The sequence below is a fragment of the Halostagnicola sp. A56 genome (genome assembly GCF_000691505.1).
Lineage (GTDB): Archaea > Halobacteriota > Halobacteria > Halobacteriales > Natrialbaceae > Halostagnicola.
Genome location: NZ_JMIP02000023.1, coordinates 122,956 through 148,868, shown reverse-complemented (window position 1 = coordinate 148,868; position 25,913 = coordinate 122,956). Strand labels below are relative to the sequence as shown.

Sequence of the window (25,913 nt, the reverse complement as noted above, 5' to 3'; positions counted from 1 at the left end):
CCGCGTTGATCACTTTACGATTCAGAGACTAATCTGAAGTGTAGCTGTTTGTGCACGCCTGCTCACGGGTGATGCACGGGAAACTATCTATTCCGTGCCTGTGTCGAAGTTGACGCGCGCACCTATAGTAGAAGTTAGAAATAATGCCGCGCCGATTCCACCGGCAGCGCCGGCTCCGCCAGCCGCGGCGGCCGGCGCGGACACGGCCCCCAGCATTCCGACGAGGACCGCATCGGTCGCGGTCTCGGCCGGTCCCCGCGGTGTCGGCTCCTCGCCAGCGAGGGCCTTTCCGACCGGCGACTCGTCGTCGACCGTCGCGACGACCGCCGACGAGAGGTCGGTCGGATCGGCCATCGTAACGCTCGAGACGGTCTTCGAAACGCTCGAGGCGGCCCCCGACGCCGTCTCTGCGAGCGCGTCGGTCGTAGAGCCGACCGGTTTCTCGAGGACCGAACCGGTTCTGTTGGCAGGTTCGTCGGTCGCCTCCTCGAGTTCGTCGGGAGTGGTTCCGAGGTCCTCGGTCGCGTTTTTGACGCTGTCAGTCGCGTTTTCGGGGCCTTCCGAGGTGTTTTCGATACCCCTCGCGGTCTCATCGAGGTCGTCGGTACCGTTCTCGAGGGTATTCGTGGCGTTCTCGAGATCGTCAGTAGTGTTCCCGAGCTCGGTCGACTCGCTCGTCGCGTTCGAGACGGTCGCTGTCGCATCGGTTTCGTCGTCGATCGTTCCATCGTCGCCGTTCGTGACGTCGCTATCCGAGTCGTCAGCCTCGTCGAGGCCGTCTGTCGTCTCGTCGACCGTCTCGCTGGTGCTACCGGCCGTATCGTCGACGGTCTCGGTCGTATTGTCGATACTACCGCTCGAGTCGCCGTCGATCGAGGTGATTTCGGCCGAGACGGTATCGGACGCGAGACCGATCACGACGGTCTCGATCGACCCGCTTCCCTCGAGCGAACGGTCTGCCGGCGCGGAGGCGAGAGCCGGTGCCGTCGCTGTCGCGACGATCGCACAGACCACCAGCGCGGCGAGGACCACGACCGTTCCGCTCGAGTTCGGCCAGTCCATACGGTCTCATCACCTACTGGCGAGCCAACTGTAATACCTTTTTCCGCCGTTTGGGCCTCGAGAGCGGTCGCGTCCAGTCGATCCAGCAAGCTATTTCAGCGTCCGGCGGTCGGTACTGGGTATGGACTCGGCCTGTGGCCCTCCACCCGAAATGGCCGGCCGGCGCGAGGAACTGACGCCCATGATGGGCCAGTACCACGACCTCTGTGCGCGCTACGACGACGCGATCGTCCTCTTTCAGGTCGGCGACTTCTACGAGACCTTTTGCGGCGCGGCCGAGCGGACCGCCCGTCTCCTCGAGTTGACGCTAACGAGCCGTGAGGACTCGACGGGAGAGTACCCGATGACCGGCATTCCGGTCGACAACGCGGCGTCGTACATCGACGACCTACTCGAGGCGGGCTACCGCGTCGCGGTCGCAGACCAGGTCGAAGAGCCGGGCGAGTCGCCCGGCGTGGTCGAACGCGCCGTCACCCGCGTCATCACCCCCGGGACGCTCACCGAGGACGAACTGCTCGCGAGCGACGACAACAACTTCGTCGCGGCGCTGGCTCGCACCGACGACACGCGCGGACTCGCGCTACTCGATGTCTCGACCGGCGATTTCCTCGCGACGAGTTCGACCTCGAGCGACGCCATCGCCGACGAGATGAGTCGGTTCGACCCCGCCGAAGCCATCGTCGGCCCGGCGGCAGACGGTGCGCTCGCGCCGGAAGATTGCCTTGTAACGCCCTTCGACGAATCCGTCTTCGGGCGCGAGCGCGCCGGCGACCTGTTCGCGGCGTATTTCGGTGATCCGGACTCGATGCTTGCTGATGCCGCTGAGCTCCGAGCCTGCGGGGCTTTGCTCGCCTACGCGGAGTACGCTCGAGGGGGCGTCGAAGAAGACGCCGACTCCGACGGGATGATCGAAACCGGAACCCAGACGACGCGACTCGAGTATTTGACCCACCTCACCCGGTACGACCCGCGGGAGTACCTCCTGCTCGATGCCGTCGCGTTACGTAGTCTCGAACTGTTCGCACCCAGAGCCGTCTACGGCCGGGAGGAGGCGACGCTGTTCGGCGTCCTCGACGAGACCTCGAGTGCGCTGGGCGGGCGGAAGCTCAGAGATTGGCTTCGGCGACCGTTGCTCGAGCCCGCCCGGATCGACGCGCGCCTGGACGCCGTCGAGGCGCTGACAGACGACGTCCGGACCAGAGAGGAACTGACGGACCTGCTCAGGGATGTATACGATCTCGAGCGGCTCATCGGACGGATCTCCCGCGAGCGTGCGAACGCGCGTGATCTGCGCTCATTGCGGGACACGCTCGCGGTCGTTCCCAAACTTCGCGACCGGCTCGAGGGCGTCCGCAGCGAGTGCGACAGACTCGAGACGCTGCACGCGAACCTCGATCCGCTCGCAGACGTTCGAAAACTGATCGAGGACGGCGTCGTCGCCGATCCGCCGATCGAGATCACCGAGGGCGGCGTCATCGCCGAGGGATACGACGACGACCTCGACGAACTCCGGGAGACCGCCCGGGACGGCAAGCGGTGGATCGACGACCTCGAGGAGCACGAACGCGAGCGGACCGGCATCGACTCGCTGTCGGTCGGCTACAACTCCGTCCACGGTTACTACATCGAGGTGACGAATCCGAACCTCGAGTCAGTGCCGGAGAACTACCAGCGCAGACAGACGCTGAAGAACTCCGAACGGTTCGTCACGCCGGAACTCAAGAACCGGGAGGACGAGATCGTCGGGGCCGAAGAGCGCGCCGACGAGCGCGAGTACGAGCTCTTTTGCGAGATTCGACGCGAAATCGCCGACGAAGTCGAACGCGTCCAAGGGCTCGCGGAGGCTGTCGCAACCCTCGACGCGCTCGTCTCTCTTTCGACCGTTGCGGCTCAGTACGACTACTGTCGACCCGAACTTCTCGAGCGCGGGAACGAGCAGATCCTCGAGATCGAGGGCGGCAGACACCCCGTCGTCGAGCGAACCCAGGAGTCGTTCGTCCCGAATGGGGCCCGCTTCACTGACGACCGTCGACTCGGGATCATCACCGGGCCGAACATGTCCGGGAAGTCGACCTACATGCGACAGGTCGCCCAGATCGCGCTGCTCGCACAGGTCGGGAGTTTCGTCCCTGCCCGCTCCGTTCGGCTGACGCCCCTCGAGCGGATCTTCACCCGCGTCGGCGCGAGCGACGACATCGCCGGCGGGCGCTCGACGTTCATGGTCGAGATGGACGAACTCGCGACGATCCTCGCGGAGGCCGACGAGCGCTCGCTCGTCCTGCTCGACGAAGTCGGCCGGGGAACCTCCACGGCAGACGGGCTCGCCATCGCGCAGGCGATCACCGAACACCTCCACGACGAGGTCGGCGCGACGACGCTGTTTGCGACCCACCACCACCCGCTGACCGCATTGGCGGACGACCTCGAGGCCGCCTTCACGCTGCACTTCGAGACGACCCAAGAAGACGGCGAGGTCGTCTTCCACCACGACATCGCCCCCGGCGCGGCCGACGGCTCCTACGGCGTCTCCGTCGCGACCGCCGCCGGCGTCCCCGAACCCGTCGTCGAGCGCTCGCGAAAGCTGGTCGCTGAGGCGGGCGCCGAGTCCGCGACCGAACGTGTGGGAGCGGGCGACGGTGAAACGGCCGCAACTGACGACGCGATGGCTGCGGGCAACGACGCGACCACTGCAACTACCGATGCGTCCAGCGCGACCGACGGCGCGACGACGGCGACCGCGGACGGCGGGGACGTGCCGACCGATGTCGCGGCCGAACTCCGCGCGCTCGATCTGGCACACCTCACGCCGGTCGAGGCGCTGACAGAACTGGATCGGTTGAAGCGGTTGCTCGAGGAGTGAGCCGCTTCGAACTGATTCGCCTCGCAGAACTGGAGAGACGCTTCTGACCACCATCTGATCAACCCTGCCTTGATCACCCTCGCTTGTATCGACATCTGGCAAAGTGCCCTGCGGCGGCGCGCGCTGGATCGCGGTGAGCGAAGCGAACCGCGATCGAAAGCCGTGCGAGGGATGAACGAGTGAGCGGCGCGCGACGCGTTGCATCGCGCGACAGCGAACGAGTGAGTCGGCTGGGGAGGACGTGGCGATTCGTGTTGTCGGCTCGAGTGATGGTACCGGATCGACTGATGTTGTCGGCTCGAGGAATTCTCTTCGGGCGGTGTCAGCGTCGAGCGGAGTCCTCCTCGAGCGATGTCAGCTTCGAGCGCCCCGTCGGATCCAGCGCTCTCGGCCGAAATCGGCTTCTACTCGAGTATCAACGCTCTCCGACTGGCTCGAGCGAGACGAACTCGAGGCCGTGCTCGCCGAGCAGCCCGTGCGCCCGATCCGTCACTGACGGCGCGACCAGAATCCCGCGAATCGATGCGTCGGCGTGTAGATCGCGCTCGAGCGCGTCGACGTACCGCCGCAATTGGCTCACCGCGTCGGGGCCGACGCGGCGTCGCTTGAGTTCCACGACGACTGCGCGACCGACCGAATCCTCGCCGTAGATGTCGATCGCACCCGCGGGCGTGTCGCGCTCGGTCGCCAGCGGCCGAAAGCCGGGCTCGAGCAGGCCGGGATCCTCGAGGATCCGCTGGCGGAGGTCCTCCTCGGTCCCGACGAGGGTGAGGTCGCTCGAGTCGGAGATCGGAAACAACGACACCTGGGCCACGCGCTCGAACCCGACCAGCAGCCGCTCTTCAGGGGTCGAGCGGTGGCTCTCGAGAAACAGCGCGTCGTTCTCGCAAAACACCTCGTGGCTACACCCCGGCGGCTGCCAGTTGACCGGCTGCTGGCCCTCGTCGGTGTGGACCAGCGTCGTGCCGTCCGGTTTGCACATGACGTGTCGATCCCCCGCCTCGAGCTGGCTCGCGGCCCGGCCGTCGTACTCGACGGTACACCGGCCGAAGACGGTCACCAGCGCATCGCGATCGATGCCGTCGGCGACGGTTTCGCGCGCCGCCTCGAGGGCGGGCTGCTCGAGGGTGACGGGACCCGTGTAATCGGAGGCGGTCACTGGACGGACTAGCCGCCGGTCGGATAAAAACGGCCCGACACGGCGCGGAACCTGCGGCGGAATCGACCGCAGCCGAACCGATCACTGGAGACGACCCCGCAACTGACGCCCAACAACCGACGCCCCGCCATCGACGCCCCGCAACCGGCGACTCTCCCACCGCCACGCAGGCGAGCCCCGGGCCCGGTACTCACTCGGGATCGACGGCGAACGGGCTGTCGCGCTCGGTCCAGTCCCAGCCCGGAAGGCGCTCCTGAAAGCCCGCGGCCAGAGCCGCCTCGAGGTCGTCGACGCCCGCGTTGTCCTCGCTCGAGCCGTGAACGTGAACGTCCGCGTAGTGAAAGGTCGCTTCGCCCAACGTCCGGAGGGGTTGGGTGCCAGCGATCGTAGCGGCCAGTTCGCGCCCGAGGATCTCGTCGACGACGAAACCGGGGTAGTCGTCCGCGACGTCGAGGTCGCGGAGGATGGCGACTAACGCCGCGACGTTGACCGCGAGGTCGCCGTCGGCAAACACCGCGTCGACTTCGGCTCGGTACTGCGTCTCTGTGACCGGATCCACGTCGGTCTCGAACTGTTCGCCGAGTTCGGCGCGAACGTCGTTTATCGTCGAGACGACGGTTGCAGAGCGTGTCGCTACCCAGTCGCGCTGTTCGACGACGGCGGCTGGCGTGAGTCGCATACGGGCCGTTCGGGTCGAACCGCCCTGATCTTTGCGAAGGCTTTTATAGCATGCGCGGATTACCCTCGAGTAAGCGGGTTCTTCCTGGAATCTTCCCGCACGGACCAGGATAACCGATCCGGGAGCGTACCGACGTACGAAGACGGACGGCGTCCCCGAGATACCTATCGATGTCGTGAGATGCGACGAAAACGTCCCCGTTTGGGGTCGTCTCTCGATGCCATCGACGGATTCGACACGAACGTCGTACTCTCGGAGACGACACCGCCCTGACTCCCCGCTTTCCGTGGGACGTTCCAGACTCCACGATCGACGGGACGTTCACGAAATCCACATTCGGCGATTATGAGCACTGTAGAGCAGCAACTCGACGATTTGGAAGAACAGATCACGAGCGAGGTGATTTGCGATGCAAACACGGATAGTTAGACTAAATCCTATAAGTAGACCATATTTTCGAACTCAGTAAGACATAAGTGGGTGTTCCTAAATGAATGAGTATGGCTAACACAGAGCCAAATGGAAAATTCTCGCGTGTTCTTACGAAGCGTGACGTGTTCGTATTGGCGTTCGGTGCGATGATCGGCTGGGGATGGATTATCCAGTCAGGGTACTGGATCAACGAAGGGGGCGTTGCCGGATCGGTCCTAGCATTTATACTCGGAACGTTCATGGTTGCCGTTGTGGGACTCATCTACGGTGAACTCGCGTCATCGATGCCGTTCGTAGGTGGTGAACACGTTTACAGCATGCGCGCATTGGGTCCCATCGGATCGTTCATTTGCACTTGGTCGCTAATCCTTGGGTACGTCGGCGTCGTTATCTTTGAGGTTGTTGCTTTCCCGTCAGCGCTAGCGTACGTCGTGCCTGGCTTCAACGCGATTCCACTCTGGTCGATCGCCGGCCAGACCGTCTACGGGACATGGGTTCTCGTCGGCGGTGTCGGTGCGATCGTCATGACGTACTTGAACTACAAGGGAGTCCAGCCAGCAGCACAGTTCCAGACGATCCTTACACTGGTCATCGGGTTCGCGGGCCTTACGCTAGCCATTGGTGCGGTGGCTAACGGTCACTCAACGTCGACACCACCTTTTGCCGACTCCGGGATGGCCGGTGTGCTCACCGTCGCGATCATGACGCCGTTCATGTTCGTCGGATTCGACGTTATCCCCCAAGCCGCCGGGGAAGCCAACGTCTCCGAACGGACGATTGGTCTTCTGATCATCGCCTCCGTGTCGGTCGCTGCATTGTTTTACATCCTCGTCATATGGGCGTCCGGGAGAGCGCTGCCGGGTTCGGTGCTCGTTGAGAGTCCGCTTCCCGCAGCCGCCGCCATGGAGGCACTGTTCAGTAGCGCTACCATCGGGAAGATCATGGCACTAGCAGGCATCGCCGGGATCCTCACCAGCTGGAACTCGTTCCTGCTCGGTGGAAGCCGCGCCATCTACGCGCTGGCCGAATCTGGTATGCTGCCGGAGACCCTTGCGACAGTCGACCCCGAAACCAACACTCCCTCGAGGCACTTGCACTCATCGGCGGCCTGTCAGCACTTTCGCCGCTATTCGGCGAGCAGATGCTCATCTGGGTCGTCAACGCTGGCGGATTGGGTATCGTCTTTGCATGGGTGATGGTCGTCATCTCCTTCCTCGTGTTGCGCGTCCGCGAACCCGAAATGAATCGACCTTTGAAGGTTCCAGGCGGGAAAGCGATTGGTACCCTCGGACTCGGACTGACGCTCGGATTCACCGCAATGTACATGCCAGGTGCCCCCTCCGCGCTTCAGTGGCCCTTCGAATGGGGTATCATCTTCCTGTGGATTGTCCTCGGCATCGGCCTGGTTTCACAGTCGCGGCTCACCAGCGGGACATCACAGATTGAAAGTCATGGGTTTGACGGGGACTAAATGAGTTCACCCCACCGACGGGGAATTCCGTGTCTGCGACGCGATGTTTCCCTTTGAGCTCCCGGAGGAACTACGTCGCTGCTTTCATTCCACGCCGAGGAGAAAATTCTTGGGAGAAGGGCTTTTTTTCTCCTTCAGCCTCGATTCCGAAGTATTTTCTTCTGGCTCGGAGTGAGTTCGATTGATGACATATGGAATCTTACGTAATTGATTTCCTTAAACCCGGCGGGTGAGCCGGGCGTTCGTCTCCGTTTCGTTGTGGTTTCCGTGAGTAGTAAGGCGTTTCCTTTCTTTGGGAGGAGTCGACAGCGGACGCTACGGCTCGATGCCGGGGAGGGGAGCGACGCGAACGTGGTGAGCGACGCCCTCGGGAAGCGACACCGTCTCGTCGTGACCCTCGGCGCGTGCGGTCACCATTCCGAAGGGAGCGACTTCGAGAATCTCGAGTTCGACGCCGGGTTCGACGCCGCGATCCGCGAGATACGAGAGGATGTCAGGGTCACGGTCCGCGACTTCCTCGACGACGACGACATCGCCCCGGTCGAACTCGGAGACAGCGTCTCCCTCGGGCGCCGCCGGCGGCTCGAGGTCAGCACCCGGAATCGGAGAGCCGTGGGGATCCACGTCGGGTTCGTCGAGTGCGGCCGCGACCCGACGCTCGAAAGCCTCGCTGATGTGGTGTTCGAGTCGGTCCGCCTCGGCGTGGACCTCCGACCAGTCGTAATCGAGGTGTTCGGTCAGGTACGACTCGAGGAGCCTGTGGTGGCGAACGACCTCGAGTGCGACCGTCTGACCCTCGGCTGTCAGGGTGACGCCGCGATACTTCTCGCGATCGACGAGCCCGCGCTCCTCGAGTTTCTCGAGCATGCTCGTCACCGTCGGCGACGTGACGTCGAGTTCGGACGCGATCTCGGACGTTTTGATGCGATCGTCCTGATCGCGCTGAAGCTGGTAGATGGCTTTGAGGTAGTCTTCCATCACGTCGCTCAGCATCATGTCTCAGGTTTAGAGGCGTCTAACCCTAAACCTGTCGACAGCCGTTCTCCGCCGATCGACACCACCAAACGACTGGCAGTACACGCTCGAGTATGGACCGGACAGTTCGCATTATCGGTGCGCCGATGGACTACGGGGCGAACCGTCGCGGCGTCGACATGGGCCCGTCGGCGATCAGGTACGCCGGCATCGCCGAGCGACTCGAGAGCGCCGGCCTCGCGGTGACTGACGCCGGGGATCTGCAGATGCCGCGCGCGGAGGAACGGGATCCGGAGGCGGACCAACCCGATCAGGGAGACGCGAAGTTCCTGCGTGAGATCGAAGACGTCTCGAGACGGCTCGCTCGCGAAGTCGACGAGACGATTCGGGAGGACGTCTTTCCGCTCGTCCTCGGCGGCGACCACTCGATTGCAATCGGCTCGATGAACGGCTCGGCTCGTGACGCCGACCTGGGCGTCGTCTGGTTCGACGCCCACGCGGACCTCAACACCCCCGAAACGTCGCCGAGCGGAAACGTTCACGGGATGCCACTCGGTGCGGCGCTCGGGCGCGGCACCTTCGACGAGATGGACTGGGCCCGCGCGCCCCGCGTCCGCGAGGAGTCGGTCGCGTACGTCGGCCTTCGGAGCATCGACGACCGGGAGCGCGAACGCATTCGAGAGAGCGACATCACGTCGTTTACCATGTCCGACATCGACTCTCGGGGGATCACAACCGTCGTCGAGGAGGCTCTCGACGTCGCGACGACCGGAACCGACGGCATCCACGTAAGTCTCGACTTGGACTGGCTCGATCCAAAAACCGCCCCCGGCGTCGGCACGCCCGTCCGTGGCGGGGTCACGTACCGCGAAGCGCACTCGGCGCTCGAGGCCGTCTCGACCCGTCACGCCGAAACGGGCGTCCTCCGGTCGATGGACGTCGTCGAGGTAAATCCAATCCTCGACGAGGCGAACGAGACGGCGACGCTGGCCGCCGAACTGACCGCGAGCGCGTTCGGCAAGCGGATACTCTGATCTCCCGCCGGCGTGTGTCTGGTGCTATTGAGGCTCAAGAGTGCAGTTCGGAAGCACATCCGGGGCAGACGGTCGTTCGAGAGTCTCGTGCGTTAACACCAAACACGGTAGTGTGTGTTTCAACACCTTTGTATCGGTGTACACACCACTACTGAGTATGACTGACAATGTAGTCGTACTCGGTGCTGGCTACGCCGGCGCCGGCGCCGTCAAGAAACTCCAGTCGGAACTCGATGCCGACGCGTCGCTCACGTGGATCGCCGACGTCAACTACCACCTCGTTCTCCACGAAGCCCACCGCGTGATTCGCGATCCGAACGTTCGATCCGACATCACGATTCCGGTCGGCGAGATCGCCGATCGCTCGACGCAGTTCATTCAGGACGAAGTCACCGGCATCGACACCGACGACCGACTCGTCTCGCTCGCGGAGGGCGAGGAGATCGAGTACGACTACCTGATGGTTGGTCTGGGCAGCCAGACCGCCTACTACGGCATTCCGGGCCTCGACGAGCACTCGCTGACTCTCAAGAGCCTCGACGACGCACTCGAGATCCACGAATCGATCAAGACCGCCAGCGAGGAAGCGACTCGCGGCGAACCCGCACAAATCGTCGTCGGCGGCGCGGGACTGTCGGGAATCCAGACGGCGGGCGAAATCGCCGAGTTCCGCGACATCCACCGCGCGCCGATCGACATCCACCTCGTCGAGGCGCTCGAGGAGATCTTCCCCGGCAACGATCCGGAGATCCAGCAGGCCCTGCGCGACCTCCTCGAGGACGCCGGCGTCGAGATCCACACCGACGACCCGATCACCGAAGCCGAAGACGGCGTCATCCATTTCGACGAGGGCGAGCCCCTCGAGTTCGACACCTTCGTCTGGACCGGCGGTATCACCGGCCGAGACGCGCTCGACGACACCAACCTCGATAACGAGCACAACCGCGTCACCACCGAGGCGAACTTCCAGACCTCCGACGAGCGCGTCTTCGCGATCGGCGACTCGGCCATCATCGACCAGGGCGACCAGCCCGCACCACCGACGGCCCAGGCCGCCTGGCAAGCCGCGGAGGTCGTCGGCGAGAACATCCCTCGAGCGATCGAGAACCGACCGCTGAAAACCTGGGAGTACGACGACAAAGGGACCGTCATCTCGGTCGGTGATGAGGCGGTTGCCCACGACGTCAAAATGTTGCCGTTCGATACGTTCGGCGGCTTCCCAGCGAAGAACCTCAAGAAGTTCATCGCCGCCCGCTGGATGGCCGACATCACCTCTTGGAACCGCGCCCGGACGTCGTGGTCGTCGCTGTAGTTTTCTTCTCCCAGTTTACACTCTCCGCACTCGACCAGCGATCTGCACCCTACTCGAGCAGGGCACTTCGATCGCTCTTACTCGGTGGCGCCGCTCGAGTCGCCCCCCATCTGCCGGGCGGGAACGCCCGCGACCGTCTCCCCGGGAGCCACGTCTCGAGTGACGAGCGAGTTCGCCGCCACGCGCGCGTCGGCGCCGATTTCGACGCCGGGCAAGACGATCGCACCGGCACCGATCATCGCCCGCTCGCCCACAACGACCTCGCCGGTTCGATACTCGTCCTGGAGAAACTCGTGACAGAGGATCGTCGCGTCGTAGCCGACGATAGCCCGATCCTCGACGGTGATCAGCTCGGGCCAGAAGACGTCTGGCGTCGCCTCGAGTCCCCACGAGACGCCGTCACCGACGCGCACGCCGATTCGGCGCATCAGCCAGCGCTTGAGCCGCAGGCTCGGAGAGATGCGAACGAGCCAGATCACGAGGTAATTGATCGCGACCTGCAGCGGGTTCCGAGCGCTCGTCCAATGAGAGAGCGAGTTCCCCGACCCGGGGGTGGCGTGGACGCGAACGCGGTCGTGTCGCCGATTCGTTCCGTCGTCTGAATCCGTATCGTCGCTCACTGTCTCGTCCGTTCGTCGGCTTTCATCATGAAACCGACCGATCGACGCGTCGCCGGATCGCGCGGCCCGGATTCCGATCGGTGGAAAAGGGTGACGCGAGATCCGCGACGCGCCGACTCACCCGTGGTCCGCGATGTGGCCGTGTTCGCTCGAGCGTTCACCCGGAATCCCGACGAGCTCGCGGAACGACTCGCCGGAGATCGAACAGCGGTAGGCCGGCTTGTACATCATGTTCTCCCCGCCGGCCGTGACCGCGAACGCGTCCGCGACCGCCTCGCGCAAGTAGTACTGTGCCCGTTCGTTGCCGGGTTTGACGTAGTATTCGCTAAGTCGAATCGGGTGGCGATCGAACAAGCCGCCGGGTCCGCGGCCGTCGATCAGCGCGATCGTCTTATCCGGGAGGTAGGGAACTCCGTCGCGCGCCCGCTTCGCGTGGGCGTTTTCCGAGTGAGTCTCGAGGACGGCTCGCCGCCGGTCGGCGGACGCGTCCGGCTCGAGGACGTCGACCGCATCGACCGTGAAGTAGCCGAGAAGATACCGGTGTGCCCGGTCGCCGTCCGGTCGACGGAGCCCGGCGTAAAATCCGACGACATCGCCGGGCTCGAGGGCGCGAAGACGGGAGACGTAGCCGTTCCGGTGTTCGCCGTAGGCCAGTGCGTCGAAGTTTGGATCGCGGTGGAGCGGCCACTCGGCGAGGTCGGCCCCGGAGATTCGCGTCTCCCCGTCGGCGATCGGCCGCGGCGAGATCGTACTCGCGAGATCGGCCGCGACGCCGTCTCGAGTGCGGAGGGGCCACGACCCGAGCGTTTCGGATTCGCTCGTGTGGCGCGTTTTTTCGGGAATCGGCACGTAATCGAAGCGCCCGTCGTCGGTAAGCGCCCCGAGGGCGCCGAGGTTCGTGGTATCGGCGCCGACCCCGGCGAGGACGACAGTCATTGATCGACGTGCGAACGGGAGTCGAATAAATCCGATGATACCGGGGCCATCGCCGAGAGCGTCGGCCGGTGCAGAATCGACCGTCCCTAGTCGTACTGCTGGACTGCGAGTTCGATCGCCTCGAGGGTGTTGTCGACTCGATTGTCCGCAACCCGGATCAGGCCGTTCGGATTGTAACCGTCGGAGTACTCGAAGATCGTATTCACAGCCGCTTTCGGCACCGATGTCGCCGTGAAGTCTTCGATCGTGTAGATCAGCGTGCGGGGGCTATCGTCCCAGACGGTCGCACTCGCCCACTCCTCGTCGTCCACGAACGTCGTTCCGATGCGTCCGGTTCCGACGTATTCGCCCTCACGATAGAACAACAGGAGATCGCCTTCGTCCATTTTCTCGAAGTACGTCTCCGCGCTCGAGTCCGCTTCGACGCCCCAGAATCGAGCCGACTCCGACTCGGCTAGCTCCTCGGGGCGGTCGGGATAGTCGGTCAGATCGACTTCCGAGAGAACCGTTCGCGCAAATGGTTCAGAATCGGACGACACGAGAAATACGTTCGAGCTCATTACCGTATAAACGACGGGAATTACTGATAAAACGTTGGTTTTACGCTCACGAACCAGATACCGTGTGAACACTGGAGTGACGTACTCGCCGCGGCGCGCTCGAGAACGTACGATTTCGGTCGAGTTACGAGATCGGGCCACCCGTTGGCACTCCCGCGACGAACCGGCAGTCGAACGGGATGGCAACAACAGATATACTCCCCCCGAAACCACTGACCACATGGAGTATCTGCTGTGGGTCGTCCTCGCCGTTTTGGCGTACTCGGCCGTCGCCCCGCTCACGAGTATCGCGACGCAGGAAGTGCCGGCCGCGGTGGGGCTCTTTCTCGCAACGATCGTGTTTCTCGTGATCGCGACGGTCGTGTTGTTCCTGACGGACGCCGCCGACCCGTCCTACGCGGTCTCACCGGACGCCGCGTATATTTACGTCGGCGGACTGTTCCTCACGATCGGCATTCTCGCGTACACGTCGGCGCTCGAGGCCGGTCCCGTCAGCGTCGTTGTGCCGATTTACGGCATGTTCATCGTCGGGAGCTCCGTGCTGGGGATCGTCTTTCTGGACGAGACGCTCTCGGTGACTCGCGGTGCGGGAATCGCCTGTGCGATCGTCGCGATCTACCTGAGCGCGGGTGAACGGTAGTGTCTCGTCGCTATCTCGCCCTGTCGTTCGTCGCGTTCGTCGCGTACAGCCTAGTCGCGCCGGTGATGAAAATAGCGATGGAGTCGATCCCGAGCACGATGGCCGTCTTCCTCTCGAACTTCGTCATGCTCGTGTTCGTCGGCGGCGTGTTAGTCTACAGGGAAATTCCGGTCCGGCCGTACCTGAACCATCCGAAGACGCCCTATATCGCCGGGTGGGGAATCACGCTGGCAGTCGGCCTCCTGGCGTACTACCGCGCGCTCGAGCTCGGCCCCGTCAGCGTCGTCGTCCCCATCTACGGGCTCTTCATCGCCCTGAGTTCCGTCATCGGTATCGTCTTCCTCGAGGAATCGCTCACGGCTCGAAAAGTGGCGGGTATCGGGTTTGCACTGCTCGCTATTGTGCTCATGTCCCTGTGATTTCGGTCTACAGCGGGCTCGAGTTTGGCCTGTGAATCTCGATCGTCAGTCCAACGGGTTGAACGGAATTTCGAGAGACTGCTACGAGTCGGTGGGCTCGAGGCACTCCCTGCATACTGTATCTCGTCTGGGGATTCCCGCGGTTGCGAGAAATCGCAGACCAATCGTCGAAGCGATGAAAAAACTCGTGACTGCAATCACAACCAGTAGAATACCGGCCCAACCGTCCAGTAGAATCGAACCGAAGAACCCTATCGCCACGAAGAATACTGAAAGTGCCAATAGTTGCGTGTTCTCGTCCATCCTTCCACTACTCGTAGTGGATATTCCTATTGGCTGGTGTATATAGGTATGCCGTATCAGTGCAGCGGAGTAGCGAGCAAGTGAACCGCCTCGGTGTCAAGTGGTTCGAGACGCCTTGGCGTCTCGTCACTAAGCGGGATCGGAGATCCCGCGAGGTCCGCGAACCCGAAGGGTTCGCTTGATCCCGAAAGACTACGTCTTTCGGACGACCCCAAGGCACTCGCCTTGCTTTCTCTGTAGATCCCCGTGTGTCCGGGTAGCGAATCCGAGTGCAGAACGCGCTCAATTCACGCGCGCTCGAGTTACTTAACAAAAAGAATATCATTGTCTGACGTACGTTTATGTGTCCGGACCGACCGCTAGTTGGTATGTCGAAAAACCGCGTCGAGAAGCTGGAATCGACGGTTGCGGAACTCGAGTCGACGGTCGAAGGGCTCACCGAGGAACTGGTCGAATCGAAAGAGCGCATCCGTATTCTCGAGGCCGAACTGGACACGGAGACGCCGACGCGAGCGGCCTCGAGACGCTCGGGTTCATCGGAATCATCGACGGAGATGATCGACGCCGAAGCCGACGCCGACGCCGGCTCGGATCAGGCGACCGAAGGCGACCTCGAGGAGGAGACGGCCGATTCGAGCGAGGACGAAGCGGAAGACTCAGGGACCGACGACATTATTGTCGCATAACAGCAGGTTCCCGCGACCGCTCGCGTGCTGTGATTTCGTGGCGCGACCGATCGTCCCAGCGATCGGTTGACAGTCGCGTGTCCGGTCGCCGGGAGCGGTCAACTGACGGAGGTCTCACAAGACGATGTACATCAAGGCGCTCGTTCTGGATGGGTTCAAGAGCTTCGGCCGCAAGACGAAAATTCCGTTTTACGAGGACTTTACCGTTATCACCGGCCCGAACGGCTCCGGGAAATCGAACATCATCGACGCCGTTCTGTTCGCGCTCGGGCTCGCTCGAACCCGCGGGATCCGCGCCGAGAAGCTCACTGACCTGATCTACAACCCCGGCCACGACGACGGCGACAACAGCGGCGGGCCGCGCGAGGCGACCGTCGAGGTCGTTCTGGACAACTCGGATGGCACCCTCGAGCGCTCGCAGGTGGTCAACGCGGCGGGAAGCGACGACGTCGGCGATTGCGAGGAGGTTCGGATCCGCCGGCGCGTCAAGGAAACCGAGGACAACTACTACTCGTATTACTACCTGAACGACCGCTCGGTTAACCTCTCGGACATTCAGGACTTACTCGCACAGGCCGGCGTGACCCCAGAGGGGTACAACGTGGTCATGCAGGGAGACGTGACCGAGATCATCAACATGACCCCCTACAACCGGCGGGGGATCATCGACGAGATCGCCGGCGTCGCCGAGTTCGACGCGAAAAAGGAAGACGCCTTCGAGGAACTCGAGGTCGTTCAGGAGCGGATCGACGAGGCTGAACTCCGGATCGAGGAGAAACGCGAGCGATTGGCCCAGCTCGAGGACGAACGCCAGACAGCGCTGCGCTACCGACGGCTCCGCCGCGAGAAAGAGGAGTACGAGGGCTACCGGAAGGCGAGCGAACTCGAGGAGAAACGCGAGGAACTCGAGACCGTCGAGGAGCGGGTCGAGGGACTCGAAGACGACCTCGAGGATCTCCAGCGCGAACTCGACGAGCGACAGGGAAAAGTCGTCCGCCTAAACGAAGATCTCGAGGATTTGAACGCCGAGATCGAGCGCAAGGGCGAGGACGAGCAGTTGCGCATCAAAAGCGAGATCGAGGAGGTCAAAGGCGACATCTCCCGACTCGAGGACAAGATCGAATCCAGCGAGGAACAGATCGAGTCCGCCGAGTCCGATCGCCGCGAGGCGTTCGTCCAGATCGACCGCAAACAGGAACAGGTCGAGGACTTGACGAGCGAGATGCGCGAGCACAAACTCGAGAAGGCCTCGCTCAAGTCCGAAATTCAGGAACGCGAGGCCGAACGCGAGGAGCTACAGGCCGAGATCGACGCCGTCGACACGGAGTACGACGAGGTCAAAGCCGAACTCCAGGAGCGAAAGGAAACGCTCGAGACTGAAAAAACCGAGAAGAACGACCTCCAGCGCGAGCAGGATCGCCTGCTCGACGAGGCGCGTCGGCGCTCGAACGCCATCAGCGAGAAAGAGGAGACGATCGAGGAGACCGAAGCGAAACTCCCCGAACTCGAGAGCCAGCGCTCGGACCTCGAACGCGAACTCGAGAAGGCCGAAAAGAACCGTCAGAGCATCGACGGCGTCGTCGAGGATCTCAAAGGTGAGAAACGACGCTTGCAGGACGATCTCGATGATCTCGACGACGACATTCAGGCCAAACAGGCCGAGTACGCGGAACTCGAGGCCAACGCGGGCGAGAGCGGCGACTCGTCGTTCGGCCGCGCCGTCACGACGATCCTCAATTCGGGAATCGACGGCTTGCACGGGGCGGTCGCCCAGCTTGGCACCGTTCCGGGCGAGTACGCGACGGCCTGTGAAACCGCGGCAGGCGGTCGGCTCGCGAACGTGGTCGTCGACGACGACGTGATCGGACAGCAGTGTATCGAGTACCTGAAATCGCGCAACGCGGGCCGGGCGACGTTCCTCCCGATCACGAAGATGCGCGAGCGAAACCTTCCGAGTGCGCCCTCGGATCCGGGAATCGTCGGCTTCGCGTACGACCTCGTCGACTTCGACGACCAGTACGCCGGCATCTTTTCGTACGTCCTCGGCGACACGCTCGTCGTCGAAGACATCGAGACGGCCCGCTCGTACATGGGCGACTACCGGATGGTCACCCTCGACGGCGACTTGGTCGAGAAAAGCGGCGCGATGACCGGCGGTTCCCGAAAGGGTTCGCGCTACTCCTTCTCGGGCGGCGGCAAGGGTCAACTCGAGCGCGTCGCGACGGAGATAACCGAACTGCAGGACGAACGCGAGTCGGTTCGCGAGGAACTGCGCGGCGTCGAGGATCGACTCGACGACGCGCGGGACCGCCAGACCGACGCCGCCGACGAGGTGCGCTCGATCGAGTCGAAACTCGAGGGGATCGAGGAGAGTCGAGAGGATCTCGAGGACGATATCGACCGGCTCGAGGACGAACTCGAGGAGCTACGCGAGGAACGCGAGTCCGTCGACGAGCGGATGACCGAGATCTCGGGCAACATCGAGGACAAGCAAGCAGAAATCGAGGCGATCGAAGCCGACATCGACGACCTCGAGGCCGAACTCGCGGATTCGAAGATCCCGGAACTCACCGCCCAAATCGACGAGCTGAACGAGGAGATCGACGAGCGCGAGGACAAGATCGACGACCTCGACGGCACGCTCAACGAACTCGAACTCGAGAAGCAGTACGCCGAAGACGCAATCGAGGACCTCCACGACGACATCGAGGCGGCCCAGAACCGCAAGGCCGACCACGAGGAGCAGATCGAGTCGTTCGAGGACTCGATCGAGGACAAACGCGACGTTCTCGCGGACAAACGCGAGGCGGTCGAGGAACTCGAGGAAGAACTCACTGAGCTCAAAGCGGACCGTCGGGAACTCAAAGACGAACTCGGCGATGCCAAAACGGCTCGCGACCAGCAACAGGATCGGGTCAACACCGTCGAGAGCAAACTCGAGGACAACCGCGAGCGGGCGGACGATCTCGAGTGGGAACTCGAAGCACTCGAGGAGGAGGTCGGCGACTACGATCCCGAGGACGTTCCAGACCACGAGACCGTCCTCGAGATGATCGAGTTGCTCGAGGCAGACATGGAGGCACTCGAGCCTGTGAACATGCTCGCGATCGACGAGTACGACGAGGTTCGCAGCGACCTCGAGGACATCGAGGAGGGCAGAGACACCTTGGTCGAGGAGGCGGACGGCATCCGCGAGCGGATCGAGCAGTACGAATCCCAGAAGAAACAGACGTTCATGGACGCCTACGAGTCGATCGCCGAGCACTTTACGGACATCTTCGAGAAGCTCTCGGAGGGGACCGGCTCCCTGCACCTCGAGAACGAGGAGGACCCGTTCGAGGACGGGCTGACGATGAAGGCCCAACCGGGCGATAAGCCGATCCAGCGTCTGGACGCGATGTCTGGCGGGGAGAAGTCCCTGACCGCGCTGGCCTTTATCTTCGCGATCCAGCGGCACAACCCGGCGCCGTTCTACGCGCTCGACGAGATCGACGCCTTCCTCGACGCGGTCAACGCGGAACGCGTCGGCCAGATGGTCGACGAACTCGCGGGCGACGCCCAGTTCGTCGTCGTCTCCCACCGCTCGGCGATGCTCGATCGCTCCGAGCGGGCGATCGGTGTGACGATGCAACAGGACAACGTGAGCGCGGTGACCGGCATCGACCTGAGCAGCGAGGGGGTGCCGGCGGATGACTGAGGGGGACGAAGGACGTGACGGCGAGTCCGAATCGACCGACGACATCCCGCTGCAGATCGCTGGTCACGAGGACCGCGATCGCTCGAGCGGCCCCGGAGACGACGTGTTCTCCTTCAGCGAGGCGGGGGCGGACGGATCCGATGACGGCGAGAGCGCCGCGGTCGATACATCCGCCGCCGTCGAGGGCGGTGTGGACTCCGACGACGAGGAGGAAGTCGAACCCGTCGAACTGCTCGTCCAGCTCGCCAAGGACGGCGAGATCGACCCGTGGGATATCGACGTCGTTCGGGTGACCGACAAGTTCCTCGAGGTGTTAGACGAGGCGGACCTGCGAACGTCGGGTCGGGCGCTGTTCTACGCGAGCGTCCTCCTGCGGATGAAAAGCGACGAACTGTTCGCGCCCGACGAGCCCGAGGAGGAAGAACTGCCGCCGTGGGAGGCCCCCTTCGCCGACGAGGGACCCGTCGAGGATCACGAGCCCGGCTTCGACCCCATCGAGAGTCTCGAGGCCGAGATGGACCGTCGCCTCGAGCGCAAATCGGCCCGCGGCAAGCCGGAAACCCTCGACGAACTGGTTCGGGAGCTTCGCGACGCAGAGCGTGGGACTTGGTGGAAAGAATCACGAAGCTACGACACCAGCGACTCGCCGAGCGGCTACGGCCGCGGGATGCAGGAGCTGAGCTACCACTCGGGCGACGACTTCCGCGTCGACGACGAACCGACCGCGGGCGACGTGACTCACACCACTCACGAGGAGGACATCGAGGACGTGATCGAAGACGTCGAGAGCGTGCTCGAGACCCAGTACGAAAACGGCCGGGAGGAAGTTCTCTACGCCGAAATCGACGAGACCGGCGGCTCTCGAGTCATGACCTACCTCGCACTGCTATTTCTGGCCCACCGTGGGGCCGTGGTGCTCGAGCAGGACGAACTGTTCGGCGACCTCTGGATCCAGCGGGCGGGCGTCGAGGCAGAGCCGAGCGAAGCGATCGCGGATTGACCGTTCGACGTAGTTTTCGTGACGTATTGGTTATATTCTGACCTCTACAGTAGGGTCGATTCACACAGGTAGAAAATATTTCACTATTGTGCGTTATCGTGAGTATCTTTCCGATAGCTTGCACACGACTGCATTCAGGTCGGAAGATACAGAGATACCGTATTGGGCATCTTACGCGTATTGTAGAGGGAATTTAGGCGATACTGTGATCGAAAAGTAGTGCTGGATAGATAACATCTGCACGAAGAAATCAAAATTATGTGAGTTACATTCACATTCAATTACTATCTTCTGACGTTTAACCATCATCGGGGCTATATGGGATCTAAATCGCTTTAGTCATCAGAGATTGAGGAAGTTATATTTTCGATCCATCTTGACCGTGGCGCACCCCCGGTCTTTTCGATAACGACTCGATCTCTTTCTCAGCAGCCGAAACTCTCGATAATCACTTATAGACGTTTTAGTGCCGCAATACACTCGAGCAGTGCACGACCGTTGTGATACGCCGCCTTGTAGACTGCCCCTTTGCGGCCAACGGGTTCGAGATCCTCATTAACGCCAGAGTGCCACTCGCCATGGTCGCGGTCGATCTGATATTCGTCAGTGAAGTCCCATGTGTCGGTGTAAGAGTAGCTACGTCTGGCATTGCAAATAGACGATTGTATACGCACTGGATAATAATACCGATAGCAGATTATTCTCACTGAATAGTTGGCAACTTATCGGTGGTCGATTCGTCAAGACACAGGACGCCAGATCGGAGGGAAATACATATAGTGTGGTATGACACAACAAAAAGTGACGTACATGAGTAGCTACACAGTCGCAGTTATCGGAACAGGTCCTGATCCAGACAATCCAACCGTAGACGGGTTTGCTATGGGGTATCGGCATGGTGAAGCGTTCGAATCCGACGACCGCTGTACTCTCATAGGCTGTGCGGACATCGTTGAAGAGAACCGTCTCACCTTCGCCGATACGTTCGGACTACCAGCTGAGAACGCTTTTGAGGATTACGAAGAACTGCTTTCAGCTCTTGAGCCGGACGTTGTGAGCGTCGCGGTTCCACCGTCGATACACAGAGATATCGTCGTAGGTTGTGCAAAAAAGTGAATTTGTGAATCGATGTCGGCCGAATGCCGAGCGACTCGTACTCTTCGAGGTTAATCTGACAGTCATCCCACGCGGCACACTGGTTCGATACTTCGGCGAGAAGACCGTGAAGGTGAATGAGCTCCTGTTTCTTCATAACCATGCAATTGTATCCACTGCAGGGTTATATTATTATCTTGAGAAGCGTTAACACGCGAAGCAGATCCCTGTAGTTGCCTGTTTCCACGAGAGACGACGAACACATCGGGTCGAATTCGCCGAAACTCCCGACAACGGTCGATGCGGGGTCAGTAAGAAGATGCTTACTGCGTCCAACGGCACCGGTCGGAGCCGCCGACTCGCGAGAACGGTTCCCGCGACAAACCGTCGTTTCGGGCTGTGGCCCGTCGTTTCGAGAGCCGAACTCACACGACACCGTTCGAAACGTCGGCTTATCCGAGTTGTTTGAGCGTCCGGAGGTCGCGGTCCGTTCGCGCGAATTCGGAGGTCAGCCTCGAGGCGTGACAGTTCGGGCAATGAAAGAGTTCAGTCGATTCGGGGAGTTCGGCCGGCGACCGCTGCCAATCTTTGGTACACTCGGGACACAACAGTTGGATCGACGTCTCGTCCATGGTACGGTATTGCACACCGCAGGTGAAAAAGCTTCCTCGATCGTGTCGACCGACCGACGTTCCACTCGTGGGTCACCGAGACAGTGTACTGACAGACGGAGCGACCGCCGCGCGGAGTCTATCGGTCGCGTTAGGCTGGCGTCGCCGTGTCCGAGGCCTCGAGCAGTTCCTTGTAACGGTTTCGAATCGTCACTTCCGAGATGTTCGCGACCTCGCTGACCTCGTTCTGGGTGACCTTCTCGTTGGTCAGCAGCGCCGCGGCGTAGACCGACGCGGCGGCGAGGCCGACGGGCGATTTGCCGCTGTGGACGCCCTCCTCGCGGGCGGCGTCGAGCAGTTCTCGAGCCATCCGCTCGGTCTCCTCCGAGAGGTCGAGGCCGCTGGCGAAGCGGGGGACGTACTGTTCGGGATCGGCCGGCTGGACCTCGAGTCCGAGCTCCCGGATGATATAGCGGTAGGTTCGGGTGAGTTCCATCTTCTCGACCCGGCTGACTGCCGAGATCTCGTCGAGGCTTCGCGGCGTGCCGGCCTGCCGGGCGGCCGCGTACAGCGAGGCGGTCGCGACCCCCTCGATCGAACGGCCGGGGAGCAGGTCCTCCTCTAAGGCGCGCCGGTAGATGACCGACGCCGTCTCGCGGACGTTTTCGGGGAGGCCGATCGCGCTCGCCATCCGGTCGATCTCGCCCAGCGCCTGCTTGAGGTTGCGCTCCTTGGAGTCACGGGTTCGGAAGCGCTCGTTCCAGGTGCGAAGCCGCTGCATCTTCTGGCGCTGGCGGGAACTCAGCGAGTTGCCGTAGGCGTCTTTGTCCTGCCAACCGATGTTCGTCGATAGCCCCTGGTCGTGCATCATGTTCGTGGTCGGGGCGCCGACGCGGGACTTCTCGTCTTTCTCGGCGGCGTCGAACGCGCGCCACTCGGGGCCGCGGTCGATCTCGTCTTCCTCGACGACGAGGCCACAGTCCTCACAGACCGTCTCGGCGTGCTCGGCGTCGGAGACGACCCGACCACCACACTCCGGACAGCGCTCTGTTTCCTCCGCCTCCGTGCTCGTCTCAGCTTCGGTCTCACTCTCACGTGAGTACGTTCGAATCGTTGAATCTGTCATGGTGTTTCGAGTTGGTTACGTGGGACTCCCGGGTGGGGGAACCAGAAGAAACCCGGTCGTCGCAGCTAACATAGTGTAAGGCCGAAGAGTTTAAAAAGCTTTTGCCTACCTTATAAACTGACACCCAAATTAGTTATATACGTTTCGTCTACATGGTTATCTATCGTGATCGATTCGGCGCTGACAGTCAGCCACGTAGATAAAACGTTGTCGGTCATCGCGACCGGTGCGGTCGGGCGAAAATTGTCGACTAGACGGTAAAAAGGTGGCCCTCGGTGGGCACGTCGAACAGCCCGACTCGAGCGCCGGCGTCGAGCCACGCGTGGCCGTAGGAAAACGACGCGAGCGCGTTCACGAGGTCGCCCTGCTCGCGAAAGTGGGTCCCGTCCTCGAGGTAGGACTCGGCCATCTCGTAGCACTCGTCGGCGGCGTCGGCCATCGGCGACCCCTCGGGGGGTGCGACGGTCGCTTCCGAGAGAGCGGTAGACAGCAGTTCACCGTACCGGTCAGTCTTCTCCTCGAGGTCTGCGGCCATACGTGGCTCTCATTGCTCGAGTGCGTAAGTGCGTTGGCTTCGTCGATGGGGTTGATCGACGGAATCGGTGAGTAGTCGAGCCCAGCGTCGTTTCAGTCGTTACGTCGGGCAATCGCTACTGCACCGAGCAGGGCGGCGAGTGCCACAGCGATTCCGAAGCCAGGAACGCTATCGTCACCGTCCATCTCCGTGTTTTCAGATTCATCGGTCATCGACTCGTTTTCCATCCCACCCATTTCGTCGTCCGTCTCGTTGTCCATCCCGTCCATCTCATCGTGCGTTCCATCCATCTCGTCACTGTCGACCGTAACGTTGGCCATCGCCATGATCGGTCCGTTCGCAGCCACGTAGGGGCCGTCCGTTGTTCCCTCGCTCTCGAGGAAGTCGTACGATTCGTCGTCGTCGGTATCCCGATGGGCCATGGCGAAGACATCATCATCAGTTGACAACGACTCCTCGAGCGTGATTTCGACGTTCTCGTGCGTGCCGACCTCGAGGTATTCGCTCGTGCCACGGACGCTGTCGAGGACTGCGCCATCCGCGAGCGTGCTGTCGTGAACCGTGACGAATCCACCATCGTGGAGCGTCACGGAGTCGACGGTGACCACCTCGCCGTCGCTTCGTTGGTCGGTCGCGTCGACGGTCGCCGGAACGGTTAGCTTGGCCGTGTCGACGACAGCCTCACCGTTCGCGGTGTACGGGCCATCGTCAGCGCCCTCGCTGGCTGGGAAGTCGTACATCTCGTTTCCGTTGGAATCGCGATGTGCCATCGGAACGAGCGTCTGACTCGCTGTCAGCCGCTCGTCGAGCGTGATTTCGACGTTCTCGTGCGTGCCAGCCTCGAGGTACTCGCTCGTCCCGGCAACGCTGCCGAAGACGTCGCCACCGAAGAGGCTCGCATCGTGAGCCGTCACGAACCCACCCTCGGAGAGATCGACTCTGTCAACGGTTACCGTCGTCCCGTCCGAAACCTGCGCCGAGGCGGAGACGGCGGCCGAGACCGCCACGTCACCGCCGTCCATCACGATGTCGCCGTCGGTGGTGTACGGTCCGTCCTCCGCGCCCTCGCTGGTGGGGAAGTCGTACGTAGCGTTGTCGTTCGTATCCTGATGTGCCATTCCGAATAGCGTGTCGTCGTCCGCGAGTTCATCTTCGAGGTGGACCACAACATCGCGATGGAGTCCTGCCTCGAGATACTCGCTCGTCCCGCGGACGCTCTCGAAGACCGCGCCGTCTTCGATCGTACTGTCGTGCATCGTCACGAAACCGCCCTCCGGGACGAAAACTTCGTCGACGACGACGGAGTTACCACCCGAAGATTGGGCCGCGAACGAAACGGTGGCCTCGTGGCTCACCATCACGTCGGTCGGGGCCATCACCGGGTCACCGTTTCCGTTCGCGTACGGTCCGTCGTCAGCGCCCTCACTGGCGGGGAAGTCGTACATTTCGTTGTCGTTGGAGTCTCGATGTGCCATCGGGTACACCGTCTCATCGCCGGTAAGCGACTCGTTGAGGTGAACGCGGACGTTCTCGTGAACGCCGGCCTCGAGGTAATCGCTCGTTCCGCGGATGCTGTCGAAGACCGCGCCGTCCGCGACGGTGCTGTCGTGGACCGTCACGAAGCCGCCCTCCGAGAGTTCGACACGGTCGACGACGACGCTGTTGCCGGTCGTCGACTGTTCGCTCATCTCGAGGTCGGCCGAAACGGTTACTGCAGCGCTCTCCATCACGATGTCACCACCGTCGGTGTACGGTCCGTCCGCTTCGCCGTTGCTCGAGACGAACGAGTACACGCGATCGTCGTCAGTATCTTGATGTGCCATCGCGGACAGCGTCTCGTCATCCGAGAGCCGCGTTTCCAGTTCCACGGTGACATCTTCGTGCGTGCCGGCCTCGAGATACGCGCTCGAACCGACGACGCTACCGAGTGTTTCGCCGTCGTCCAGCGAACTATCGTGGATCGTCACGAAGCCGCCGTCGGGGATCGTTACCTCGTCGACGACGACGGTCGAGCCGCCCGACGTCTGTGTGTCGAACGAAACCGCCGCGTGGTCGTGTTCCTGTGCTGTCGCGGCCGACGCGTTCGCCGCGCCGGCTGCACCCGCCGTTCCGGCCAGCATCGTGCTGACCACAACGATGGTTCCGATCAGTATTGCGCTGTATTGGCGCATAGCCCACACTGCCCCAGTTACTTCAAAAAGAATTGTCCGAACTCCGACCAGACTCCTGTGGGACTTCGACCGAACTGAGACCCAAATTCGACCCGAAACCCTCGTCGGAGATCGACGGGACTCTACCGGTGACGCCGATGCATTCCAGCTTGCCAACTGGGGAGTCACCAGTGGACGCCGGCACAACCCGAGCGAACAATGGTGTACTCCAGCCAGGACGGTCCCGTCCCTTTCGAACCACAACAGTCGCCACCAAACGGAAACAGAGAACACAACGAACGCGGAGAATGCAATCGAACGGAACGGATGGTTATGAGACCTCAGTCGAGAGAGATCCAGAGCAAAAAGGACAGACCAACCGTTTGGGCGCAACTATTTTTCGAGCGTTGAAACATCGTCTGACGCCAACACCCACAGAAATCAAACAATAGTTGCTATTTTCCGGGGAAAACAGTAACTATCTGTTATTTATATGAGATATTCTGGATGGATGCTAGCTTATACAAACGATAGGTGGCGACTTATCCGCG

At 62.1% G+C, this 25,913-nt stretch carries 19 protein-coding genes and 3 pseudogenes; 10 read left to right on the top strand and 12 right to left on the bottom strand.

Features of this window, described 5'->3' with window-relative positions:
- Nucleotides 1-87 precede the first annotated feature (87 nt).
- Nucleotides 88-1,062 carry a hypothetical protein gene (locus EL22_RS13860; RefSeq protein WP_050052044.1) on the bottom strand — a complete coding sequence of 325 codons (975 nt, stop codon included), beginning with the start codon at nt 1,060-1,062 and terminating at the stop codon, nt 88-90.
- A gap of 121 nt (nt 1,063-1,183) precedes the next feature.
- Here EL22_RS13860 and mutS point away from each other — a divergent pair, with 121 nt between their 5' ends.
- Nucleotides 1,184-3,922 carry a DNA mismatch repair protein MutS gene (mutS, locus tag EL22_RS13855; protein WP_050052043.1) on the top strand — a complete coding sequence of 913 codons (2,739 nt, stop codon included), beginning with the start codon at nt 1,184-1,186 and terminating at the stop codon, nt 3,920-3,922.
- A 415-nt stretch (nt 3,923-4,337) separates the two neighbouring features.
- On the opposite strand, the gene nucS is transcribed toward mutS, so the two are convergent.
- Complete coding sequence (gene nucS / locus EL22_RS13850; protein ID WP_050052042.1) at nt 4,338-5,081, bottom strand: endonuclease NucS; 744 nt, start codon at nt 5,079-5,081, stop codon at nt 4,338-4,340.
- 190 nt (nt 5,082-5,271) lie between these two features.
- Nucleotides 5,272-5,760 (bottom strand): hypothetical protein, encoded by a 489-nt coding sequence (locus EL22_RS13845; RefSeq protein ID WP_050052041.1) that lies wholly within the window; start codon nt 5,758-5,760, stop codon nt 5,272-5,274.
- A gap of 500 nt (nt 5,761-6,260) precedes the next feature.
- Here EL22_RS13845 and EL22_RS13840 point away from each other — a divergent pair.
- Nucleotides 6,261-7,663 (top strand): annotated as a pseudogene (locus EL22_RS13840) (APC family permease).
- Between the two features lie 315 nt (nt 7,664-7,978).
- Here the strand turns inward: EL22_RS13840 and EL22_RS13835 are convergent.
- Nucleotides 7,979-8,659 carry a metal-dependent transcriptional regulator gene (locus EL22_RS13835; RefSeq protein ID WP_050052040.1) on the bottom strand — a complete coding sequence of 227 codons (681 nt, stop codon included), beginning with the start codon at nt 8,657-8,659 and terminating at the stop codon, nt 7,979-7,981.
- A 92-nt stretch (nt 8,660-8,751) separates the two neighbouring features.
- Between EL22_RS13835 and rocF the strand changes: the two genes are divergently transcribed.
- Both rocF and EL22_RS13825 read left to right on the top strand, forming a co-directional pair.
- Nucleotides 8,752-9,672 carry an arginase gene (rocF, locus tag EL22_RS13830; RefSeq protein WP_050052039.1) on the top strand — a complete coding sequence of 307 codons (921 nt, stop codon included), beginning with the start codon at nt 8,752-8,754 and terminating at the stop codon, nt 9,670-9,672.
- Between the two features lie 157 nt (nt 9,673-9,829).
- A complete protein-coding gene (locus tag EL22_RS13825; protein ID WP_050052038.1) occupies nt 9,830-10,984 on the top strand; it encodes an NAD(P)/FAD-dependent oxidoreductase in 1,155 nt (384 codons plus the stop codon).
- Nucleotides 10,985-11,061: 77 nt separating this feature from the next.
- On the opposite strand, the gene EL22_RS13820 is transcribed toward EL22_RS13825, so the two are convergent.
- The 3 genes from EL22_RS13820 to EL22_RS13810 all read right to left on the bottom strand — a co-directional run bounded on the left by EL22_RS13820 (nt 11,062) and on the right by EL22_RS13810 (nt 13,100).
- Nucleotides 11,062-11,604 carry a DapH/DapD/GlmU-related protein gene (locus tag EL22_RS13820; protein WP_050052037.1) on the bottom strand — a complete coding sequence of 181 codons (543 nt, stop codon included), beginning with the start codon at nt 11,602-11,604 and terminating at the stop codon, nt 11,062-11,064.
- A gap of 117 nt (nt 11,605-11,721) precedes the next feature.
- The gene (locus EL22_RS13815) at nt 11,722-12,540 is read right to left on the bottom strand and encodes a hypothetical protein (protein ID WP_050052036.1); all 819 of its coding nucleotides are present in this window, start codon (nt 12,538-12,540) and stop codon (nt 11,722-11,724) included.
- A gap of 86 nt (nt 12,541-12,626) precedes the next feature.
- A complete protein-coding gene (locus EL22_RS13810; protein WP_050052035.1) occupies nt 12,627-13,100 on the bottom strand; it encodes a hypothetical protein in 474 nt (157 codons plus the stop codon).
- A 220-nt stretch (nt 13,101-13,320) separates the two neighbouring features.
- Between EL22_RS13810 and EL22_RS13805 the strand changes: the two genes are divergently transcribed.
- The 6 genes and pseudogenes from EL22_RS13805 to EL22_RS13775 all read left to right on the top strand — a co-directional run.
- A complete protein-coding gene (locus EL22_RS13805; protein WP_050052034.1) occupies nt 13,321-13,740 on the top strand; it encodes an EamA family transporter in 420 nt (139 codons plus the stop codon).
- Nucleotides 13,740-14,159, top strand: coding sequence for an EamA family transporter (locus EL22_RS13800; protein ID WP_050052033.1), 420 nt, complete (start codon nt 13,740-13,742; stop codon nt 14,157-14,159). The genes EL22_RS13805 and EL22_RS13800 overlap by 1 nt, the downstream gene beginning before the upstream one ends.
- 671 nt (nt 14,160-14,830) lie before the next feature.
- Entirely contained in the window at nt 14,831-15,148 is a 318-nt protein-coding gene (locus EL22_RS13790) for a hypothetical protein (RefSeq protein WP_050052031.1), read from the top strand.
- Nucleotides 15,149-15,272: 124 nt separating this feature from the next.
- Entirely contained in the window at nt 15,273-18,845 is a 3,573-nt protein-coding gene (gene smc / locus EL22_RS13785) for a chromosome segregation protein SMC (protein WP_050052030.1), read from the top strand.
- On the top strand, nt 18,838-19,845 hold the full coding sequence (locus tag EL22_RS13780) for a ScpA family protein (RefSeq protein ID WP_050052029.1): 1,008 nt from the start codon (nt 18,838-18,840) through the stop codon (nt 19,843-19,845). The genes smc and EL22_RS13780 overlap by 8 nt, the downstream gene beginning before the upstream one ends.
- An 810-nt stretch (nt 19,846-20,655) precedes the next feature.
- Nucleotides 20,656-20,955, top strand: a pseudogene (locus EL22_RS13775) (Gfo/Idh/MocA family oxidoreductase); the annotation flags it as partial.
- Nucleotides 20,956-20,962: 7 nt separating this feature from the next.
- On the opposite strand, the pseudogene EL22_RS16245 reads toward EL22_RS13775, so the two are convergent.
- From EL22_RS16245 to EL22_RS13755, 5 genes and pseudogenes are all read right to left on the bottom strand, one after another.
- Nucleotides 20,963-21,097: pseudogene (locus tag EL22_RS16245) on the bottom strand (UPF0058 family protein); the annotation flags it as partial.
- Between the two features lie 295 nt (nt 21,098-21,392).
- Nucleotides 21,393-21,572 carry a hypothetical protein gene (locus EL22_RS13770; protein WP_050052027.1) on the bottom strand — a complete coding sequence of 60 codons (180 nt, stop codon included), beginning with the start codon at nt 21,570-21,572 and terminating at the stop codon, nt 21,393-21,395.
- Nucleotides 21,573-21,702: 130 nt separating this feature from the next.
- Nucleotides 21,703-22,677 carry a transcription initiation factor IIB family protein gene (locus tag EL22_RS13765; protein ID WP_050052026.1) on the bottom strand — a complete coding sequence of 325 codons (975 nt, stop codon included), beginning with the start codon at nt 22,675-22,677 and terminating at the stop codon, nt 21,703-21,705.
- Between the two features lie 250 nt (nt 22,678-22,927).
- A complete protein-coding gene (locus EL22_RS13760; RefSeq protein WP_050052025.1) occupies nt 22,928-23,212 on the bottom strand; it encodes a DUF357 domain-containing protein in 285 nt (94 codons plus the stop codon).
- A gap of 92 nt (nt 23,213-23,304) precedes the next feature.
- Nucleotides 23,305-25,332: a PGF-CTERM sorting domain-containing protein gene (locus EL22_RS13755; RefSeq protein ID WP_394298910.1), complete on the bottom strand. Its 2,028-nt coding sequence runs from the start codon at nt 25,330-25,332 to the stop codon at nt 23,305-23,307.
- Nucleotides 25,333-25,913 lie beyond the last annotated feature (581 nt).

Excerpts from the sequence above, each read along its gene's own strand:
- EL22_RS13860 (WP_050052044.1), bottom strand. The coding sequence starts at position 1,062 with ATGGACTGGCCGAACTCGAGCGGAACGGTCGTGGTCCTCGCCGCGCTG.
- mutS (WP_050052043.1), top strand. The coding sequence starts at position 1,184 with ATGGACTCGGCCTGTGGCCCTCCACCCGAAATGGCCGGCCGGCGCGAG.
- EL22_RS13845 (WP_050052041.1), bottom strand. The coding sequence starts at position 5,760 with ATGCGACTCACGCCAGCCGCCGTCGTCGAACAGCGCGACTGGGTAGCG.
- EL22_RS13835 (WP_050052040.1), bottom strand. The coding sequence starts at position 8,659 with ATGATGCTGAGCGACGTGATGGAAGACTACCTCAAAGCCATCTACCAG.
- rocF (WP_050052039.1), top strand. The coding sequence starts at position 8,752 with ATGGACCGGACAGTTCGCATTATCGGTGCGCCGATGGACTACGGGGCG.
- EL22_RS13825 (WP_050052038.1), top strand. The coding sequence starts at position 9,830 with ATGACTGACAATGTAGTCGTACTCGGTGCTGGCTACGCCGGCGCCGGC.
- EL22_RS13815 (WP_050052036.1), bottom strand. The coding sequence starts at position 12,540 with ATGACTGTCGTCCTCGCCGGGGTCGGCGCCGATACCACGAACCTCGGC.
- EL22_RS13810 (WP_050052035.1), bottom strand. The coding sequence starts at position 13,100 with ATGAGCTCGAACGTATTTCTCGTGTCGTCCGATTCTGAACCATTTGCG.
- EL22_RS13805 (WP_050052034.1), top strand. The coding sequence starts at position 13,321 with ATGGAGTATCTGCTGTGGGTCGTCCTCGCCGTTTTGGCGTACTCGGCC.
- EL22_RS13790 (WP_050052031.1), top strand. The coding sequence starts at position 14,831 with ATGTCGAAAAACCGCGTCGAGAAGCTGGAATCGACGGTTGCGGAACTC.
- smc (WP_050052030.1), top strand. The coding sequence starts at position 15,273 with ATGTACATCAAGGCGCTCGTTCTGGATGGGTTCAAGAGCTTCGGCCGC.
- EL22_RS13780 (WP_050052029.1), top strand. The coding sequence starts at position 18,838 with ATGACTGAGGGGGACGAAGGACGTGACGGCGAGTCCGAATCGACCGAC.
- EL22_RS13770 (WP_050052027.1), bottom strand. The coding sequence starts at position 21,572 with ATGGACGAGACGTCGATCCAACTGTTGTGTCCCGAGTGTACCAAAGAT.
- EL22_RS13765 (WP_050052026.1), bottom strand. The coding sequence starts at position 22,677 with ATGACAGATTCAACGATTCGAACGTACTCACGTGAGAGTGAGACCGAA.
- EL22_RS13760 (WP_050052025.1), bottom strand. The coding sequence starts at position 23,212 with ATGGCCGCAGACCTCGAGGAGAAGACTGACCGGTACGGTGAACTGCTG.
- EL22_RS13755 (WP_394298910.1), bottom strand. The coding sequence starts at position 25,332 with ATGCTGGCCGGAACGGCGGGTGCAGCCGGCGCGGCGAACGCGTCGGCC.